Below are 19992 nucleotides of genomic sequence, written 5' to 3'. Positions count from 1 at the left end.
ATTTTAAAAGAATTGGTATTTGTAAAAAACTTATTAATAAAATGGATTCAAATTGGAAACTAGTTGATTTATTTTTACCAAAATATACCTTTGAAGAAATTAAAATTGGTATAGTAAATGGTATTATTTCTAATTTTAATGAAAATAATAAATTTAGGAATGGTGGAATTGAAACTTTTTTAGAAGAAGGTGGGTATTATAATTATCTTCACGGAATAAGTGGTATACTTTACTCTTTAAAATTAACCGATTCATTGCCATCTCAAATTGATGATTGGATAGAGGAAAAGTTCAAAAATATTCAAAATAATAATATGGGAAAAGGGTTACTCGACGGCAAGACAGGTATTGCTTGTGTTGTTTATCAATTAGGACATAAAGATTTGGCATTAAATATTATAAAAGAAATTAATAATGATATTGATAAATTAGATTATGATATTACATTAAAATCAGGATTATCAGGAATAGGCTTAGGTGAGATTGCTTTTTATAAATGGACAAATGATGAAACATTTTTGAACCAGGCATATAAAATTGGGGATAAAATTATGGAAATATTATATGAATCTGATGACGAGAAATCTTATGATTTATTAGATGGAATAGCTGGAGTATCATGTTTTTATAGTATTTTATATGATATAACTAATGATTATGAATATTTTAAAATTTCCAAAATGTTACTCAAAGAAAGCATGATGAATCTCGTAAGTACAGAGAATTTAGAGATTTGTGAATTAAAGTCAGCTAATAAAATTACACCTTATATTGATAAAGGCAGTATCGGAATTTTATTAGCTATATATCTTTTAAATAGTGTATCAGATAGTGTGTTTTTTGCAGATGAACAAAAGAAAATTGAAAACATATCTAAGCTTAGTCCTTTTTATAATGCAGGGCTTTTAGAAGGAGCAGGTAGTGGTATAATTATTTCTCATGCTGATAAAAAATCAAAAAAATTTGTTTCTGAACTTTTGAGTTTATATTTATATAAAGATGGTGATAATTTATATGTTCCAGGAGATTTTTCTTTAAAATTCAGTAATGATATTGATAGTGGTGCAGTTGGTATTTTGATTGCATTAGAAGCTATGGAACAAGAAAATCCACTGTTATTATTACCGATATTTACTATTAAAAAAATTAGAAGGAAGCGATGTAATGTTTAATAAAATTGGGGCACTGAAGGAACCATATAAAAAACATAAAAAGCTATTTATATCTTATGCTATATTTTTAGTTTTTTCATTTAGTATGGGAATCCTAACAGCAGTGTCGAACGGAAAAGTAATTGATGCACTTGTTGATAATAAAGGATTAGATGCATTTTTTAAAATTTTATTGGTATATTTTATATTTGTTATTATTAAGCTAGGCTCAGATTATTTTAATGGGATTTTTAAGTCTAAATTTGTGGAAAAAATGAAACATGATGCTAAGATAGGTATATTAGATAAATTAAGAGGAAGCGATATACTTAAACAAAACAAAGAAGAATCAGCATATTTAGCTAATCGTTTAGAAAATGATTTAACAGTTGTTATTAATTTTTTTACTGAAATGTTTATACCTACTATAATTGGACTTATTCAAGTAGCTATTATATTTTATCTAGCTTTTAGATTAGATGTTGTATCAGCGATATCAATGTTAATTATTATACCATTATTACTTTTAGTTTTTAACAAATTCAAGGAAAAGCTTGTTGTACAAAGTGGAGAAGTAAAAGAAGTTGGAGCTAATTATTTTAATGATTTTAATGCTCAAATATTGCACTTAGAAGATTCTGTTGAAAGAGGAAACTACAAAAAGGATAACAATTATTTTACGAACTCATTTTTAAACTATTTTAAAAGTTTTTATGTACTTACTAAAACAAGTTTAGGATTTAATTTTGCCGTAACTTTAATAGCTATAGGTATCCAGTTTATTATTTTATATGTAGGTGCACATCGTGTATTTAATGGTATAATAACTGTTGGAGATATTACAATTTTATTAAATTTTTCAGGCACAATTATTAATGTTACATCTCAAATGGGAGATTTTTTCAAAGAAAAACAACAAATGCAACCTTCAAAAGAAAAAATTGATGAGTATTATTCACTACCTCAAGTGTCAGAAGGAGACAAATTACTTGAATATGTAGAAGATATAACTGCCGACATTACTTATGGTTTTGAGGATAATGAAAAATTATATTCAAATTTAAAACTTATCTTTTCTAAAGAAAATATTTATGGAATTTTAGGTGGAAATGGAACAGGGAAAAGTACATTATATAAGATATTAACAGGAGTTATTAAGGATAATTCAAATAGTGCAATTGATTTGAAGTACGGTGAAAATGATATAAAGGATATCAATACTATATCTTTAAGAAAAAATCATCTTTATATAGTTAAACAATATCCAGAAACATATATTTCTAGTGTTAAGTATTTCTTTTCATTTTATTTTGGATTAAGTAGTAAAGATGAAGTATTAACTACATTGAGAGCAAATAAAATAGAATGCTTATCTTTAGTAGATAAATATTTATCTAATTGGGAATCGAATATAAATGAATTGTCAGGTGGAGATAAGACTTTCTTGTTTATATTAGGAAGTTTTATTTCGGGAAAAGATTTATTAGTTTATGATGAACCAACTGCAAATCTTGATCAAAAAAGAAAAGAATGGTTTTTAGATTGTCTTAATAAAATTAAACATGATAAAATAATTATAGTTGTAACACATGATAAAGATGTGATTAATAAATTTGATATTATTTATAATTTAGATGATAAATATGATACTATATTAGCATAAATAAAGAAATAAGTGAAAAGTTATTTTGCATTTTAAACTGGATTGATTGAATAAAGTGACTAAAGTCATTATATATAATTACTCAAGACAATGGTTAAACCTTCCTTGATTTTCTATAATGTAATTAGAAAGTTAAGGGGGGTTTTTTATGAGTTTAATTGAGGTTAAAAATATCACTAAACGTTTTGATGAAAAAATTGTACTTGATAATATATCTTTTTCCATTGAAGAAGGAGATATATTTGGACTAATTGGACCTAATGGAGCAGGAAAGTCAACTCTTATAAATATAATGACTGGACTTTGGAAGTGTAGCGGAGGAGAAGTCGTTGTAGGAGGATATGATTTAAAGAAAGAGCCGTTGAAGGTAAAAGAACAAATAGGGCTAGTGCCTCAAGAAGTGGCTTTGATGGATACTGTTTCTGTATATGACAATCTTGAGTTCTTTGGTAGCCTATATGGTTTAAATAGGAAGTTATTGAAGGAAAGGATAGATGAAGCATTAGAAATAACAGGGCTAATGGATAAGAAAAAGGAAAAGGTAAAGAAACTTTCAGGTGGTATGAAAAGAAGGCTCAATATTGCTGCAGCTATTATGCATCATCCTAGGATTTTGATAATGGATGAACCAACAGTGGGTATAGATCCTCAATCACGAAATCATATATTTGAATTTACCAAAAAAATCAATAGAGAAAATAATACTACAATTATATATACCTCTCATTATATGGAGGAAGTAGATATGCTTTGCAACAATTTATTTATTATAGATTTAGGGAAAGAAATAGCTTATGGAGATAAAAAACATATTAAATCTATGGTAAGTAACAATAATAGGGTTATTTTAAATGTGGCTAATTATAAGGGAGAAATGATACTGGATATTAAATCTATGGATGGAGTTAAGGAATGTAATGAAGAAGAGGGTTTAATCAATTTATTGATAGAACAATCTACTTTTAGATTGGAAACATTACTAAAGATTATAGAAAAGCACAATGGAGAAATAAAAGGAATAAACTTTGAAGAACCTTCTTTGGAAGAAGTATTTTTAGCCTTAACTGGAAAGAAATTAAGGGATTAGGAGGTTAGAAAATGAAACTTAAAGCTTTTACAAAACTAACTGTAAAATCTATGCTAATGAATTTTTTACCCCTTGTTTTGACATTTTCAATATTTCCTATGTTTCTTAGTTGTGTTATTGGTTATTTTCAAAAAGATCAATTCACACCATCTGTGGATATGCCTATTATGAGTGTTCATATAGTAGATGAAGACGATTCTATTCAGTCAAGGAACCTAAAACAATTTTTAAATAATGACCAGATTAAAAGTATTATAGAGATAAAGGAAGAAGAAAAAGATGCTAGATATGAATTAATTATCCCCAAGGGGTATGAAAATAGTTTGAAATTATCCACAGATTCCCCAATAATAATAAACACTAAAGATAAAGGTTATCAAAGTATGGGTACTATGCTTGGAAATATTATTGATAAATATAATGAAGAAATAAGCCAAAGCATGTATATAAGAAAAAGCATAGATGGTAAAGATATTTTTCCTAAAGAAAAAGAAGAGCTTTTTAATATTGTTAACAATGAAATCTATCAAGTATACAATACAAATTCAATTAAAAATACAATAGTTACTACTAAAAGAAGTTTAAGTTCCTATGAACATTTTTCTATAACCTTTTTAAGCTATATGTTCATTATGGTAATCATGTCTATGGTTGCTGGAGAAGATTCACAAAAAGAAAGTGGAGTATATAATAGGATAATGTCTACATCTATAACAGAGGTTGAATATTTTAAATACAATATGATAACTAGTTATATGTTTATAGTTTTTTTAAATTGCCTATATGTATTTACCTATAGGATTGCTGGACTATCATTTCAAGGGTCTATTTCAATACTAATACTCATTATATTGACACAGAGTTTGCTGGCTACAGCATTGACTGGTTTTGTATTAGAATTTTTCAAAAAGAAAATAGGACTTGGTATATTAAATGCTTTAATGATTATACAACTAGTTATAGGAGTAGGTTATTTACCGTTACAAAAGATAGGCAATGGATTTTTAGCCAAAATAGCAACTGATTATGCACCAGATGTTTTGATTGCGAGAGCTTATAGGAATTACTTAATCTACAATAACTTAGAGTCAATAAAGACAAATTTATTGTTAATATCATTGATTTCAGTAGTTATATTATTGATATGCACACTTAAAGTTAAGTTAAAGTGGGGTGAACAATAGTGAAAATCTTAAGACTTAGCTTTGTAAACTATAAAAGGATGGTTAAGGACAAAGGAAAGTTGATAATGATGTTGATAGTACCTTTATTAGTTATATTGGGGGTAAGTTTTACTGCAAATAAGGGAGGTTACTCAACAGATGCAAATACAGCCTTCAGTGTAGAAGACAAGGGTGGATATGCTAAAGGGTTACTGGAAAGTTTAAATATAGAAGATAATATTTTTTATAATAGAGAAGAAGCTATGGAATTGTTAGAAAACAATGAAGTGGTAGCTGTATATATATTACCTGAAAACTTTACTGAAAAAATAAAAGGTGGAGAAAAACCATGTGTTGAGGCTTTCAAAAGAGAGGAAGGAAATACTACATTACCTTTAGAAATGAACATTGAAAAGGAAATCAATAAAAAAATAAAAGAAGAAGTTTTACTAAAAAATGATATAATTAAGGATAAAAAAGAACTATATAAGTTTAGTACCAAAACCCAAATAGAAAAGGATGAAAAAGAGACAGATGGAGGTTTATTCCTTGTAGTATTTATGATTATATACTTTACTATTCTTTCATCTAGTTCTATAGGAGATGAAATGGTTGTATTGAGAAAGCAAAATATATTATCAAGAGCCATGACTACAGCTAACAAAAGCTATGAAATAATGGGAAGTCTTTGCTTGGCTATACTATTTCTTCAAGTAAGTATGAATTTGTTAGTCCTTTTTATAGGAAAACTTTTGCTAAAGTATCCAATTATAGATTTTCATATAATTTTTATCAATATTGTATTGGCTAGTTTGTTTTCCATAACATTTACTATATTCTTAACTAGGATATTTGAAGAACAAGGAGTAGTAAGTCTTGGAACAGTTATATTTACTGTCGGTAGCCTTTTTCTAAGCCTAATAGCATTAGATGGAGATTTATATCCAAAAGTTCCCATGATTATTAAAAATTTAGGAAAGTTTGTTCCTCAGTATTGGCTATTAGATAGTATAGATAAATCAAAACTATTTCCAAATACAATAGTACTTTTACTTATGATATTGGCATTGTTTACAGCAGGAAACTTCAAGTTTAGAGACTTCGTAAATCGTGGGTAAGGAAAGTAGGTGGTATCTATATGAATACTGATATTAACGTATTAGTAGTAGAAGATGATGGAGATATTAACAATTTGCTATACAAAATATTGAGTAAAGAAGGTTACAATGTAAGGCAAGCTTATTCAGGTTCTGAAGCAAAGATGTGCCTTGAATTATATGACTTTCAACTGGTTTTGTTGGATTTAATGTTACCCGGGGTAACAGGGGAAGAACTTATTTTCCAATTAAGAAAGGTCAAAACTATGCCTATAATAGTTATCTCTGCAAAACCGGGCCAAGATATCAAGATAGAAGTATTAAGACTTGGGGCAGATGATTTTATATCCAAACCTTTTGATGTAAATGAAGTTTTAGCAAGAGTTGAGGCACAGTTAAGGCGTTATATGGTGTTTTCTAACACAGAAAAAAATGCAGATATTTTTAAACATAAGGATTTAGTTTTGGACAGGGAAAAGATAGAAGTTACGGTTAAAGGTGAAGAAATAATCCTTACAGCTAGGGAATTTGCCATATTAGAACTGTTGATGGAATATCCCAATAAGGTTTTTACAAAGGCTAATATATTTGAGCATGTTTGGAATGATGAATTTTTAGGTGATGATAATACGGTAAATGTTCACATAAGCAATCTCCGTTCAAAATTAGCTAAGATTGATCCTGATACTGAGTATATTCATACAGTATGGGGAATTGGTTTTAAAATGAGTGATTAAACTTAAGACTTTCTTAAGACTTTCTTTAAAGTTTCTTGTAGATTATGTTTTAATATATAGTCATACGAGAAAGGGAGGTTGAATTAAATGGCAGAGACAATACTTAAAACTAACAATTTAACTAAAAAGTATCATAACAATATTGTTGTAAACAATGCGAATATAGAAATAAATCAGGGAGATATCTATGGACTTGTTGGTAAGAATGGAGCAGGAAAGACTACTTTACTTAGAATCATATTAGGTCTTACTATGCCTGAGAACGGAGAAATCGAATTATTCGGTGAAGCATCTGAAAATGGATTGAACAAGGCTAGAATGAGAACAGGATCTATAATTGAAACACCAAGTTTTTTCCCATACCTATCAGCTAGAAAAAACCTTGAGTATTATAGAATTCAAAGAGGCATTCAAGAAAAGGATTGTGTAGCTCTAAGCCTTAAAGCAGTAGGGCTTGAGGATAATAATAAGAAGTTCAAAAACTTCTCCCTTGGGATGAAACAACGTTTGGGATTAGCACTTGCTATAATGGGAAGCCCTGATTTACTTATTTTAGATGAACCTATAAATGGACTTGACCCTACTGGGATTGTGGAGTTCAGGGAACTTTTATTGAAATTAAACAAAGAAAGAAATACTACTATTATAATATCAAGTCATATATTAGGTGAGCTTTCACAACTTGCAACAAAATATGGTTTTATTCATAATGGAAACTTAATAGAGCAGATATCAGCTACTGAGTTAAATGAAAAGTGTAGACATCACTTATCAATCAAAGTTGACGATACAGCAAAGGCTATTGTAGTTATTGAAAATCAACTAGGATGTAGTGATTATGAGGTATTAAATGACAATGAAATTAGATTGTACGAATGTGTAGATACTCCAGAAGTTGTTACAGAAGCTCTTATAAAAGCTGGAGTTAAGGTATCTAAAATCAATCAAGTAGGTGCAAATTTAGAGAAATATTTCATTGACTTGATTGGAGGTGCTCACAATGCGTAATTATATAAAGGCTGAATTGTATAGAAACTTTAACAGAGTATATTTTTGGGGTATGACATTAGGAGTAGCTGCTTTTGCATTATTTGGAGTTATAATGATTAAGATAGGTTTTACGAACGGTGTGTCTTATAATATGTTATTTGAGTTTGGGATTCAAAATCTTGTATTGCCAGTATTTTTAGTTTCAATGATAATCGAAATGGTAACATCAGAGGAAATAAAGAATAAGACTCTTAAAAATGTTGTTTCCTTTGGGTTTTCAAGAAATAAATTGGTATTATCAAAACTTATGGTTTCAGTTATACTTTCTATAATATCAGCTATTATAATATTGGCTGTGTATTTTGGAAGTGGAGCAATACTATTTGGAATTGGATCGGATTTTTCATTAAGTATTGTAAAAGATTTTGCACTCAGATTATTAGCTGCAGTTCCATTATGGATTGGAGCTATATCAGTAGGCCATTTTTTGAGCTTTGTCATTAAAAACAATACAGCATCTGCATTTACTTATGCGGGAATATTTGTAGCTTTTAGGACCCTTATTAGGATAGTTTCACTAAAGGTAGATAAATTTTCTTTTATCTATGAAAGACTTATTACAGTACAACTTATTGAAAAACTAGGAAACCAAGCTCCTATAACAACTAATGAATTGATCTTTGCAGGTAAAGTAGGAGTTATGTATATTATAGTTTTTACGTTATTAAGTTTAATATATTTTAAGAAAGCAGAAGTAAAGTAAAGTGGAGGTGGCAAGTATGGAAACTTTAATAGTTATTGTTATTTCAATTATAGGAAGCATATTTGCCATCTTATATTTTTTATCAAGAAGAGATATTGATAATATTACAAATCAACTACATGAAATAAATAATACTAGCACTAGTTCTAAAATATTAAATCCTACTTGTAATAAACAGTTAGGAAATTTGATTTTAGAGATAAATAAGTCCTTAGAAGAAAAACAAAGAACTGAAGTTGAGTATAAGAGGATGGATATGGAACTTAGACAGGCTATTGCCAATGTTTCTCATGATTTGAGAACTCCACTTACATCAATAATGGGCTATATACAGCTGATGGATGATGAACTTTCTATTGAAGAGAGAAATCAATATATTGAGATAGTAAAAAACAGGACAAAATCACTTCAAAATTTGATTTCTAGCTTTTATGAACTATCAAGGCTTCAATCAAAGGAATATAAATTTGACTTGAAATCCTTAAATTTATCTAATATAATTTGTGATCTATTAGCCTCTTTTTATAATGATTTTCTAAATAAGGGGATAGAGCCTATTGTAGATATAGATGAGAATGTATCATTAGTTATTGCTGATGAAAATGCAGTAAGAAGGATTTTTTCAAACTTAATACAGAATGCATTGAGATATGGAAATGCCAATGTATCTGTATCAATAAAACAAGATGAAAATCATGTCATAACCACATTTTCAAATGATGCAGAAAACTTAAAAGAAGAAGATGTGAGCCATTTGTTTGAACGTTTCTTTACATCAGATAGGACTAGAAGTGGGGAAAATACTGGTCTTGGTCTTGCCATAACTAAGGAGTTAGTTGAACAAATGGGTCATGATATAAATTTAGAATTCCATAATTGTAATCTTAGTATTATAATTAAGTGGAAAATATAAAAGAGAGGGGATAAACGAGTGAAAAGAAATTCAAAGTTTTTATCATTATTATTAGTATTAACAATTGTTTTTTCTAGTTTTAGTATTGCATTTGCAGATGGAGGACAGGATACACCAAAAGATGTTGCAAGTGATTGGGCTGTAGAATATTTAATGGAAGCAGAGATTCAAGAGTTAGCAGATGAGGGATATTTCTCTCAGTTTAAAGAAGGGGTTACAAGATCTGAGTTAGCAAACTTTGCAACTACATTATATGAAAAGCTTTCAGGGAAGGAAGTTACTCCTATATCATCAAATCCTTTTAAAGATACAGAAGATAAAGGAGTACTGAAGGCAATTGCTTTAGAATTGATTACAGTTGAGGGAGATAAGTTCCTTCCAGAAGAAATTGTTACAAGGGAAGATGTTGCAGTTATTATCTACAATGTAATAGACAAATGTGAACCAAGTATATTAGGTGATTCTAAGGACAAAGTTAATTCTATAGTTTCAAATGGAATACTAAAGGGAAAATCAAATAACAATTTAGGACTAAGTGATGTTTGTACAAGAGAAGAGGTACTTTCACTATTTGCTAGAGCTTATGATTTTGTAATACATAAGACTGATAGAGCTGCAAAAGGATTTTTGTGGGAAGTTTCAAATGGTAAAAATAGTGTATATGTATTAGGGTCAATACATGTGGCAGATTCAAGTGTATATCCATTTAGCGAAAGTATACTAGAAAGTTTTGACAAATCTGATGCATTAGCAGTAGAAGCTGATATTGTTGGAGATCAAGAAGGACTTCAATATATGATGGAAAAGGCTATATATACTGATGACAATACTTTAGAAAAGAATGTTCCACCTGAAACATATAAGGCATTTGTTGAGAAAATAAGTGCAGCAGGTCTTGATCCAAAACAATTTGAAAAGGTAAAACCTTGGTATGCAGGATTTTTAGTTCAAGGATTAGATATGCAAGATGCTTCTCTTGATGCAACTATGGGAATAGATTTTAACTTGATGACTAAAGCTATGTTTTCAAATAAGGAGATATTAGAAATTGAAGGAATTAAGTTTCAAGCAGACTTATTTGATTCAATGTCAAATGAACTTCAAATAAGCTTATTAGAAAGTTCATTGGTTGAAGTTAAAGAAAATGATGTTGATGTAAATGTTCAAGGGGAAGTTATAAAGTATATGTTAGATATGTGGAAAAAAGGTGACATGGTAGAATTCGAGAAGTTCATGGAAAAAAACAACCAAGAAGGGAATCAGGAATTCAACAAAATGCTCTTTAATAAAAGAAATGAAAATATGTCAAATAAAGTTGAAGAATATTTAAATAGCGAAGATGGTGAAACCTATTTTGTAGTAGTAGGAGCAGGTCATTTAGTTGGAGACACTGGCATAATAAAGGCTATGAAAGATAAAGGATATACAGTTAAACAGTTAACTAAATAGTGAACACAAGGGACGGTTATTTTATTTAATTTCAAACAAAAATAACCGTCCCCGTTGTTTGGGATGTTAATTATTTTTAAAGCTGTTATAATAATGTTATATGATTTGTATAGGAGTGAATATGAAATGAAAGTTATGATTGTAGGTGCTGGTAAACTAGGATACAAACTAGCTGAACTAATGAATAATGAAAATATTGATGTAACATTAGTAGATGTAAATTTTAAAACTTTGGAAAGAATTAATGATCATTTAGATGTACTAACTGTTGTAGCAAATGGAATTCAAATTGGAAGATTGAAAGAGCTTAATATCCAGACTTACGACTTGCTAGTTGCAGCAACAAGTAGTGATGAAACAAATACGCTAATTTGTTCTTTAGCCAAAAAACTAGGATGTAAAAAAACCATTGCAAGAATAAGAAATCCAGAGTTTACTGAACAATTGGATTTTGTTAAAACTGAAATGGGAATTGACCATATTATAAATCCTGATTTAACTACTGCTATTGAAATCGAGAGATATCTGTTAAAAAGCTACAATTTTTATTCTGGTGACTTTGCCAAAGGAAAAGTTTCAATGGTAGATTTCAATATAGCAGGTATTGAAGGTTTTATAGGTAAGAGAATAATGGATATAGAGGGTTTAGAAGGGGTGCTTATTACAGCAATATCTAGAGATGGAGATTTAATTATACCCAATGGTTCAACAAAATTAATGGAAGATGATGTAATTCATGTAATAGGTAAAAGCAAGAGTATTAATAAATTAGGCGAAAGACTTAAAACCAATATGGATAAAAAACACACTAAAAAAGTTATGATTTTTGGTGGAGGAAAGATTGGATACTATTTAGCTCAAAGACTAGAAAAGTCAAATGTATATGTTACAATTGTTGAAAAAGATAAAAACCGTTGTGAATATTTAGCTGAAAAGCTTGATCAAACTTTGATAATCCATGGAGATGGAACCGATATTAATCTTTTAGAAGAAGAAGATTTAGCTTCAATGGATGCTTTTATAGGGGCAACAGGATTTGATGAGCAAAATCTTTTAATGGCATTAGTAGCTAAGCAATCAGGAGTTAGTAAGACCATTGCCAAGATTAGTAGACCAAATTATATTCATATAATTGATAAATTGAATATAGATGTTGCTTTAAATCCTATAAATATTACAGCAAGTGATATTTTAAAATTTATTAGAGGTGGAAAAGTAGTATCAGTTTCTTTACTTTTAGGAGGACAGGGAGAAGTTACAGAGGTAATTGCAAGCGAAGATTTGCCAATTGTAGGTAAGCCCTTATCTAAATTAGGTTTACCAAAGGGGATCATCATAGGTGCAATAGTTCACAAGGGAGAAGTGATTATACCAAATGGAGATACTGTTATTTATCCACAAGATAGAATAGTTGTTTTCTCATTAAGTTCTGATATGGCATCTTTTGAAAAGTTGATTAAACCTAATAAGGGAGGAATTTTAAGTGAATTATGGAGTAATCATTAAAGTATTAGGAAATTTACTTTTAGTAGAATCAGGACTCATGATTCCTTCACTTTTAGTGGCAATATATTATAACCAAACAGATAAATTAGCTTTTTTATATAGCATTATAATAACGGGAATTATTGGACTTATAATGAGTAAGTGTTTTAAAAATAAAAAAGGAATTAAGGCTAAAGAAGGATTGGCTATTGTTGCATTTGGTTGGATTTTAGCTTCATTTTTTGGTTCTCTACCTTTTATATTTTCAGGTAGTATACCATCTTGGGTAGATGCATTTTTTGAAACAGTTTCAGGTTTTACAACAACAGGCGCTACAATTGTTGACAATGTAGAGGCACTTCCCAATGGAATACTATTTTGGAGATCTTTTACCCATTGGATTGGTGGAATGGGGATATTGGTTTTTACTATTGCTATTTTACCTACTTTGGGAGTAGGAGGTTTTCAAATTTTCAAAGTAGAAAGTCCAGGTCCTATGCCAGATAGAATAGTGCCTAGGGTTAAGGATACAGCAAAAATATTGTATACCACATATATAATCATCACTTTTATAGAGATAATACTATTATTATTTGGAGGAATGTCTTTATTTGATTCAGCTGTTCATACTTTTGGAACGGTAGGTACTGGTGGTTTTTCTGTAAAGAATTCAAGCGTAGGCGCTTATGATAGTACTTATATACATTTGGTGATTGGGATATTCATGATGCTATCAGGAATTAACTTTTCACTATATTATTCTCTTTCTAAAGGTAAATGGAGAGAAGTTTTAAAAGATGAAGAGCTGAGGTTATATTTAGGTATAATAACTGCTGCAGTTATATTGATTGCATATAATATAAACAAGAACATGTATCATGATATAGGTTTATCTTTGAGGGATTCATTTTTTCAAGTTAGTTCAATTATAACTACTACTGGCTATGCTACAGTGGATTTTGATAAATGGCCTACTTTTAGTAAGGGAATACTTTTTCTACTCATGTTTGTAGGTGGATGTGCTGGATCTACTGGAGGAGGAATGAAAAACATTAGGATATTGGTATTATTAAAATTAATAAAAAGGGAAGTTGCCAAGATATTTCACCCTAGGGCAGTTATACCAATAAAAACTGGAGATAAAGTAGTTCCAAATGAAACGGTAGCAAGCATATCAAGTTTCTTTATACTATATATTATAATATTTGTATTGGGGACAATTGTAATTTCTCTAGAAGGAATTGATTTTGAAAGTTCAGCAGGGGCAGTAGCTGCAACCCTTGGAAATGTTGGACCTGGTCTTGGACTTGTAGGGCCTGCCAGAACTTATAGCCAATTTAGCAAACTTGGTAAGATGACGTTATCTGTATTTATGTTATTAGGAAGGCTTGAATTGTTTACGATTATTGCATTGTTTGCACCTAAGACATGGAAAAAAGAGATATTATCAAAGAATGTTTAATTTTTCCAATAAAATTGATTATCATTTCAGTTGTTTGAGGGCGACCAAAGGTCGCCCTAACTTATTTCACTCTAAATATCCTTTCAAATTTTTACTTCTACTGGGATGTCTAAGTTTTCTAAGTGCTTTTGCTTCGATTTGCCTTATTCGTTCTCTTGTAACGTCAAACTTTATTCCAACCTCTTCTAAGGTTCTAGTTCTCCCATCGTCTAAACCAAATCGCAATCTTAGCACCTCTCCTTCTCTAGGGGTTAAGGTTTCTAAAATATCCAATAGTTGTTCACGGAGTAAGGTATGTGTTGCTATTTCTACAGGGGTTTGTATATGTTCATCTTCTATGAAATCACCTAGTTGACTATCTTCTTCTTCTCCAATAGGGGTTTCTAATGATATGGGTTTTTGTGCTATTGTCATTATTTCTCTAACTTTATCCACATCTAAATCCATTACCTCGGCTATTTCTTCGGGTTCTGGTTCCCTTCCCAGTTTTTGCACAAGCTGTTTTTCTATTCTACCAAGTTTGTTGATATTTTCAATCATATGGACAGGGATTCTTATAGTTCTAGCCTGATCTGCTATTGCCCTAGTTATTGATTGACGTATCCACCAAGTTGCATAGGTACTGAATTTGTAACCTTTGGTATAGTCAAACTTGTCCAATGCTTTTATAAGGCCTAAGTTTCCCTCTTGTATCAAATCTAAAAAAGACATTCCTCTTCCTATATATTTTTTAGCTATACTGACTACTAATCTCAAATTTGATTCTGCTAGTATTTTTTTTGCAGATTCGTCTCCCATTTCTATTCTTTTAGCTAATTGAATTTCTTCATCTTTTGTAAGGAGTGGGACTTTTCCTATTTCTTTTAAGTACATTCTAACAGGATCGTTATTATCTTTCATATAAAATCCACCTCCTCATGAAAATAATAAACATCTAAACATCTCCTTTGCTCTTAACTATATCTTATCATATACCTTCAATGTTACAAAAGTTATTAATAATTTTTGTATATTTATGTTGGAGATGATAGAAAAGGAGGTGGTTTTACTTGTTTCTAATTATATTGAATTATTGTTTTCGTCTACAAAAACAACTTTAGGACTAAAATTTTTTGCTTCACTTTCATCAATTATGCAATAAGACATGATGATAATTTTATCTTTTGGCTGTACAAGTCTTGCAGCGGCGCCATTTAGACAAATATCACCTTTTCCAGAAGGGCCCTTGATTACGTAGGTTTCAAATCTTTCTCCATTGTTTATATTTACTATTTGAACTTTTTCATTTTCAAATAAATTTGCCTCTTTCATAAGCTTTTCATCTATGGTTATACTTCCTACATAATCTAGATTTGCATCAGTTACTGTTGCTCTGTGAATTTTTGATTTTAACATAGTTATTTGCATAATTGACCTCCTACAATTCTACAACTATATTATCTATGAGTCGAGTTTTACCAACTTTTACAGCTATTGCAATGAGTACATTATCTTTAATTTCTGAAACTGGGTTCAATGTTTTTGTATCTACAAACTCAATATAGTCAATAGCATTGTTATTTCCTGATAGTATTGCCTTTTCCATTTCATTTTTTATTATAGATATATTCTTTTCGCCATTTTCAATTATATTTTTTGCTAATTTTAGTGATTTATTTAAGAATAATGCATCATTTCTTTCTTCTGGACTTAAGTAGGTATTTCTTGAACTAATGGCCAATCCATCTGCTTCTCTAACTATAGGGCAGCCTATTATTTCTACATCCATATTTAAATCTTCAACCATCTTTTTTACTATAACTAGCTGTTGTGCATCTTTTTGTCCAAAGTATGCTCTATCAGGCTTAACAATATTAAATAGCTTAGTTAAAACAGTGGTAACTCCTCTAAAATGAGTTGGTCTAGATTTTCCACATAGTCCTTTTCCCAATTCTTCTACTTGTACAAAGGTAAGAAAAGAATCAGGATACATCTCATCAACTTGAGGTAAGAACACTATATCGCAACCATTTTCTTCACATTTTTGAAGATCTCTACTCTCATCTCTAGGGTATTTTTCGAAATCTTCATTCGGACCAAATTGTGTTGGATTGACAAAGATGCTTGTGATTACAATGTCATTTTCTTCTTTAGCTTTTTTTATAAGGCTTATATGGCCTTCATGGAGATATCCCATAGTAGGTACAAAACCTATGGAGATATTATCCCTTTTAATTTTTTTGATTTCTTCTATAGAATTAATTACTCTCATCTTTGTCGCCCCCTATTTATTTAATTCATCTAATATTTTTTCATCTATTTTAAAACTGTGTTTTTCTTCTGGGAAAGTACCCTTTTTTACATCAGTTATATAGTCATTAATTGCTTCATTTATATCTTCTTTTAAATTTTTATATTGTTTTACAAACTTAGGAGTGAAGTCAGAGTACATACCTAACATATCATTTACGACCAATATTTGACCATCACAGTACTTTCCAGCACCTATTCCAATAGTAGGTATGGATACGCATTCTGTGATTATTTTTGCTATTTTTTCAGGTATGCATTCTAAAACTATTGCAAATACCCCTGCTTCTTCTAAAGCTTTAGCATCATCAATTAGCTTCTGTATTTGATTTATAGTCTTTCCTTGTACCTTAAAACCGCCAAACATATTAATAGATTGAGGTGTTAAACCAATATGTCCCATCACAGGTATTTGTGCTTTTATTATTGCTTCTACTTTGTCTATAATTTCAATTCCACCTTCTAATTTAACACAGTGTGCATTTCCTTCTTTAATCAATCTGCCGGCATTTTTGATACTGTCTTCTATACTTATGTGGTAGGACAAAAAGGGCATGTCTGCAACGATTAAAGCGTTTTTAGCACCTCTACTTACTGCCTTTGTATGATGAATCATATCATCTACTGTAACAGCTAAGGTGTCATCATAGCCTAATGTTACCATCCCCAAAGAGTCTCCAACTAATATACCATCTATTCCTGCTTCATCAACTAATTTTGCCATAGAATAGTCATATGAAGTTACCATTGATAATTTTTCATTTTTATTTTTAGCATCTTTAAATGTCGCTACAGTTTTTTTCATTACAATCACCTCTTAGTATTTTTTTCAATTCACAAATAGTATCATTTGATAAGCTTTTTTGCTGTTTTGTAATATCCAATGCTATTGTCCCCAAACTTTTATATATTTCATCATATTCATCAAGACTATCTAAATGTTTTTCAACAGTGTGTATATCTCCTCGTACTATTGGGCCTGTTAGTGAATTATCAATTCCACTTTCTTTTATATTATTTAGTGTACTTTCCATTAGAGGATATATTCCATTCACACATTGAGATTTATTCAGTCCACATTTAATGAGCAAATTTTCTGCAATCTTTGCCAGTGAAACTATATAGTTAGAAACAAATACTGCTGATGCATGATACAGCGGTTTGTTTTCTTCTTCAATTACAAAATAATTTATATTAGCTTTTTGAAGAAGTGGTTCTACTTTTTCGATGTTTTCACCTTCTATTGAAAAAATAGTATTTTTTAAGTTTGATGAATTTTTCCCTGCGAAGGAATATAATGGATGAAGGGAATAGCAGTGTGCATTTTTATCTTTATAACCTTTAAATACACTAGAAGATAAACAGCCACTCATATGGAATATGAATTTTCCTTCTAAATCATATTTAAGCATTTGCCTCCATATGCTGCTAATTACATCATCTGGTGTTGTTATAAAGATATAATCAGATTTTTTGGTTAGCTCATCAAAGTTAAGAGGTGAGCTTCTAGTTAGGTTTGCGGCATAAAAAGATGAAGATTTACTTCGGCTATAGTAGCCAACAATAGGTAAATCTTGCTGTTTGAGGTAGTGTCCGAAGGAACAGCCAACCTTTCCGGCACCTATAAAACCTATATTCATTTTTTTCACTCCTTGTACCATAGTCCCATTCCAAAAGGATATGAGCCATATTAATAGTAACATAAAACATATAAAAGAATCAATAAAAAAGTAAACCTACTCCCTTACATGAATAGCCCTATCGAGTAGACAGTAAAAATAAAAAAACCTGATCAAATGCCAGCAAGATGTTGTTATTCAACATATTATATAAAAAATATTAACACTAACTCTAATATCATATTTTAGTTATTAATTTAGTTTTTCTAATAAATAATACGGTATATAGCCTGGCTCATAATCAATTTTCCATTCTCCATTAACTTTTTTAAGTCGAATTTGACCTTCCTTTTTCAATATATCTTCCTTATCTTCATTATAAAATTTAAAATCTACTGTATACTGTAAAGATATTTCGTCCTTTAAATCCTTAATATCTTCAGGTTTTTTTATTTCATATTCAATGTTCTCAACTTCTATATTTCTTTTTTTATCCTTAGCAGTATCTACTATAGTTCCACTTCCACCTTTTAATTTAAGCTTATTATAAAATTCTTCTGTAGTACATTCTTTCACACTTTCAACTAGATTAATTTCTTTTTTATAAGATTCATTATTGTCATCTAATATTTTATAATCTTCTATACTATAGTAGTTTTTAAAATATAATTCTATAGTTTTTTCTATTTTTTTCGTTTCTTCTTTGTATGAATTATTGTTATTACAACCAATTAAAATTAATGATAATATTAGGCATATTGTTATAATATATCTGAATTTTTTCAATATACACATCTCCTTTTGAAGTGCCACTATTTGAATCTATACCCTTCTATAGTGTTATCAGAAGTGTAATTAGTTTCAGAATAATCTGTTCTAAATTCAAATATGCTATTATGCAACATGCCATATAAATACATGTCTCCACTTGTTAAATAATCTGCTACTGGCCAGCCCAATTGTGGTCTACCAGTACATATAAAGTAATGTCCACAATGTTCACATCTAAAAGTATTACCATTTTCAATTAACTTTTTCTGTATTTTGTGATCTCTATCCTCTTGATATAAAAAACCTCTACCAATTAGATTCATAGAGTGTATACCATCTGGAGAATCTGGACAGTCAGCATGATATTGAATCTCAATACCATCGACATCGGGATTTTCTGCATGACCCCAAATTCCAGTTATAGATAACAACAAGCAAATTATCAATATCAATGTAGTTTTTTTAATGATTTTCTTCACCTCCATTTAATATTTATAATGATATTAGAGTTAGTAAAAAGCATTTATACAATAATATTCATTTGTATATAAATTATATATAAACTATTCATAATCGTCAATATATTATCAATATTCTGCAAACAAACTGAATTAGGAGACTGCCCCTTGACCCATTTATTACTACACCTAGTTCAAACAGCTGTGACGGTTCTTTTTGTTTGAAATTCAACAAAAAAAATCGTCCCTACTGTTTATTATGTTATAATATTCGTTGTGGAGATTATAAGAAAAAAGAAAGGGAAGAATATGAATTTATTAAATGTAGAAAATATGGTATTGCTTAGAAAATACGAAGAAGCCATTAATAATCCAAATACTCCAAGTGAAGAAATTGTAAGACTTACTCATCAAATGGATGCAATGGTGTTTCTTAAGCTTGACGAATTTTTCCCTGCGAAAGAATATAATGGATGAAGGGAATAGCAGTGTGCATTTTTATCTTTATAACCTTTAAATACACTAGAAGATAAACAGCCACTCATATGAAATATGAATTTGCCTTCCAAATCATATTTAAGCATTTGATTCCATATGCTGCTGATTACATCATCTGGTGTTGTTATAAAGATATAATCAGATTTTTTGGTTAGCTCATCAAATTCAAGAGGTGAGCTTCTAGTTAGGTTTGCGGCATAAAAAGATGAAGATTTACTTCGGCTATAGTAGCCAACAATAGGTAAATCTTGCTGTTTGAGGTAGTGTCCGAAGGAACAGCCAACCTTTCCGGCACCTATAAAACCTATATTCATTTTTTTCACTCCTTGTACCATAGTCCCATTCCAAAAGGATATGAGCCATTTAAATAGTAACATAAAATGATTAGGAGAATCAA

At 29.8% G+C, this 19992-nt stretch carries 20 protein-coding genes and 1 pseudogene; 13 read left to right on the top strand and 8 right to left on the bottom strand.

Going from position 1 to position 19992, the window contains the following annotated elements:
* Positions 1-41 precede the first annotated feature (41 nt).
* The 12 genes from BQ9840_RS07130 (at position 42) to BQ9840_RS07075 (ending at position 13960) form a co-directional block, all read left to right on the top strand.
* Positions 42-1172: a lanthionine synthetase C family protein gene (locus tag BQ9840_RS07130; RefSeq protein WP_077369134.1), complete on the top strand. Its 1131-nt coding sequence runs from the start codon at positions 42-44 to the stop codon at positions 1170-1172.
* Positions 1165-2814 carry an ATP-binding cassette domain-containing protein gene (locus tag BQ9840_RS07125; protein WP_077369133.1) on the top strand — a complete coding sequence of 550 codons (1650 nt, stop codon included), beginning with the start codon at positions 1165-1167 and terminating at the stop codon, positions 2812-2814. The genes BQ9840_RS07130 and BQ9840_RS07125 overlap by 8 nt, the downstream gene beginning before the upstream one ends.
* 148 nt (positions 2815-2962) lie before the next feature.
* The gene (locus BQ9840_RS07120; protein ID WP_077369132.1) at positions 2963-3901 is read left to right on the top strand and encodes an ABC transporter ATP-binding protein; all 939 of its coding nucleotides are present in this window, start codon (positions 2963-2965) and stop codon (positions 3899-3901) included.
* 11 nt (positions 3902-3912) lie between these two features.
* Positions 3913-5085 (top strand): ABC transporter permease, encoded by a 1173-nt coding sequence (locus BQ9840_RS07115; protein ID WP_077369131.1) that lies wholly within the window; start codon positions 3913-3915, stop codon positions 5083-5085.
* Positions 5085-6182, top strand: coding sequence for an ABC transporter permease (locus BQ9840_RS07110; RefSeq protein WP_077369130.1), 1098 nt, complete (start codon positions 5085-5087; stop codon positions 6180-6182). Before BQ9840_RS07115 ends, BQ9840_RS07110 begins: the two co-directional genes overlap by 1 nt.
* A gap of 20 nt (positions 6183-6202) precedes the next feature.
* Positions 6203-6898, top strand: a complete 696-nt coding sequence (locus tag BQ9840_RS07105) for a response regulator transcription factor (RefSeq protein WP_077369129.1) — start codon at positions 6203-6205, stop codon at positions 6896-6898.
* An 87-nt stretch (positions 6899-6985) separates the two neighbouring features.
* Positions 6986-7906 (top strand): ATP-binding cassette domain-containing protein, encoded by a 921-nt coding sequence (locus BQ9840_RS07100; protein ID WP_077369128.1) that lies wholly within the window; start codon positions 6986-6988, stop codon positions 7904-7906.
* A complete protein-coding gene (locus tag BQ9840_RS07095) occupies positions 7899-8651 on the top strand; it encodes an ABC transporter permease (RefSeq protein WP_077369127.1) in 753 nt (250 codons plus the stop codon). The genes BQ9840_RS07100 and BQ9840_RS07095 overlap by 8 nt, the downstream gene beginning before the upstream one ends.
* Before the next feature lie 16 nt (positions 8652-8667).
* On the top strand, positions 8668-9564 hold the full coding sequence (locus BQ9840_RS07090; RefSeq protein WP_077369126.1) for a sensor histidine kinase: 897 nt from the start codon (positions 8668-8670) through the stop codon (positions 9562-9564).
* An 18-nt stretch (positions 9565-9582) separates the two neighbouring features.
* Positions 9583-11013, top strand: a complete 1431-nt coding sequence (locus tag BQ9840_RS07085; protein WP_077369125.1) for a TraB/GumN family protein — start codon at positions 9583-9585, stop codon at positions 11011-11013.
* A gap of 126 nt (positions 11014-11139) precedes the next feature.
* Positions 11140-12519: a Trk system potassium transporter TrkA gene (gene trkA, locus BQ9840_RS07080; protein WP_077369124.1), complete on the top strand. Its 1380-nt coding sequence runs from the start codon at positions 11140-11142 to the stop codon at positions 12517-12519.
* On the top strand, positions 12497-13960 hold the full coding sequence (locus BQ9840_RS07075; RefSeq protein WP_077369123.1) for a TrkH family potassium uptake protein: 1464 nt from the start codon (positions 12497-12499) through the stop codon (positions 13958-13960). Before trkA ends, BQ9840_RS07075 begins: the two co-directional genes overlap by 23 nt.
* Before the next feature lie 66 nt (positions 13961-14026).
* On the opposite strand, the pseudogene rpoD reads toward BQ9840_RS07075, so the two are convergent.
* The 7 genes and pseudogenes from rpoD to BQ9840_RS07040 all read right to left on the bottom strand — a co-directional run.
* A pseudogene (gene rpoD, locus BQ9840_RS07070) lies at positions 14027-14848 on the bottom strand (RNA polymerase sigma factor RpoD); the annotation flags it as partial.
* 171 nt (positions 14849-15019) lie between these two features.
* Positions 15020-15367, bottom strand: coding sequence for an aspartate 1-decarboxylase (gene panD / locus BQ9840_RS07065; RefSeq protein ID WP_077369121.1), 348 nt, complete (start codon positions 15365-15367; stop codon positions 15020-15022).
* 10 nt (positions 15368-15377) lie between these two features.
* Positions 15378-16211, bottom strand: coding sequence for a pantoate--beta-alanine ligase (panC, locus tag BQ9840_RS07060; RefSeq protein ID WP_077369120.1), 834 nt, complete (start codon positions 16209-16211; stop codon positions 15378-15380).
* Positions 16212-16223: 12 nt separating this feature from the next.
* Positions 16224-17054, bottom strand: coding sequence for a 3-methyl-2-oxobutanoate hydroxymethyltransferase (gene panB / locus BQ9840_RS07055; protein WP_077369119.1), 831 nt, complete (start codon positions 17052-17054; stop codon positions 16224-16226).
* Entirely contained in the window at positions 17029-17910 is an 882-nt protein-coding gene (locus BQ9840_RS07050) for a Rossmann-like and DUF2520 domain-containing protein (RefSeq protein ID WP_255371026.1), read from the bottom strand. The genes panB and BQ9840_RS07050 overlap by 26 nt, the downstream gene beginning before the upstream one ends.
* Before the next feature lie 210 nt (positions 17911-18120).
* Positions 18121-18654 (bottom strand): hypothetical protein, encoded by a 534-nt coding sequence (locus BQ9840_RS07045; protein WP_077369117.1) that lies wholly within the window; start codon positions 18652-18654, stop codon positions 18121-18123.
* Positions 18655-18680: 26 nt separating this feature from the next.
* Positions 18681-19124, bottom strand: a complete 444-nt coding sequence (locus BQ9840_RS07040; protein ID WP_143254320.1) for a hypothetical protein — start codon at positions 19122-19124, stop codon at positions 18681-18683.
* Positions 19125-19373: 249 nt separating this feature from the next.
* On the opposite strand from BQ9840_RS07040, the gene BQ9840_RS12710 reads away from it, so the two are divergent.
* Positions 19374-19574 carry a hypothetical protein gene (locus tag BQ9840_RS12710; protein WP_369800181.1) on the top strand — a complete coding sequence of 67 codons (201 nt, stop codon included), beginning with the start codon at positions 19374-19376 and terminating at the stop codon, positions 19572-19574.
* Here BQ9840_RS12710 and BQ9840_RS13080 read toward each other — a convergent pair.
* Positions 19508-19930, bottom strand: coding sequence for an NAD(P)-binding domain-containing protein (locus BQ9840_RS13080; protein ID WP_369800180.1), 423 nt, complete (start codon positions 19928-19930; stop codon positions 19508-19510). The two genes, BQ9840_RS12710 and BQ9840_RS13080, sit on opposite strands and share 67 nt — an antisense overlap.
* Between the last annotated feature and the right edge of the window lie 62 nt (positions 19931-19992).

Source organism: Anaerosalibacter sp. Marseille-P3206, from assembly GCF_900155565.1.
In the GTDB taxonomy this organism is placed as follows: Bacteria; Bacillota; Clostridia; order Tissierellales; family Sporanaerobacteraceae; genus FUHM01.
This window is presented reverse-complemented; position numbering and strand designations above follow the sequence as displayed.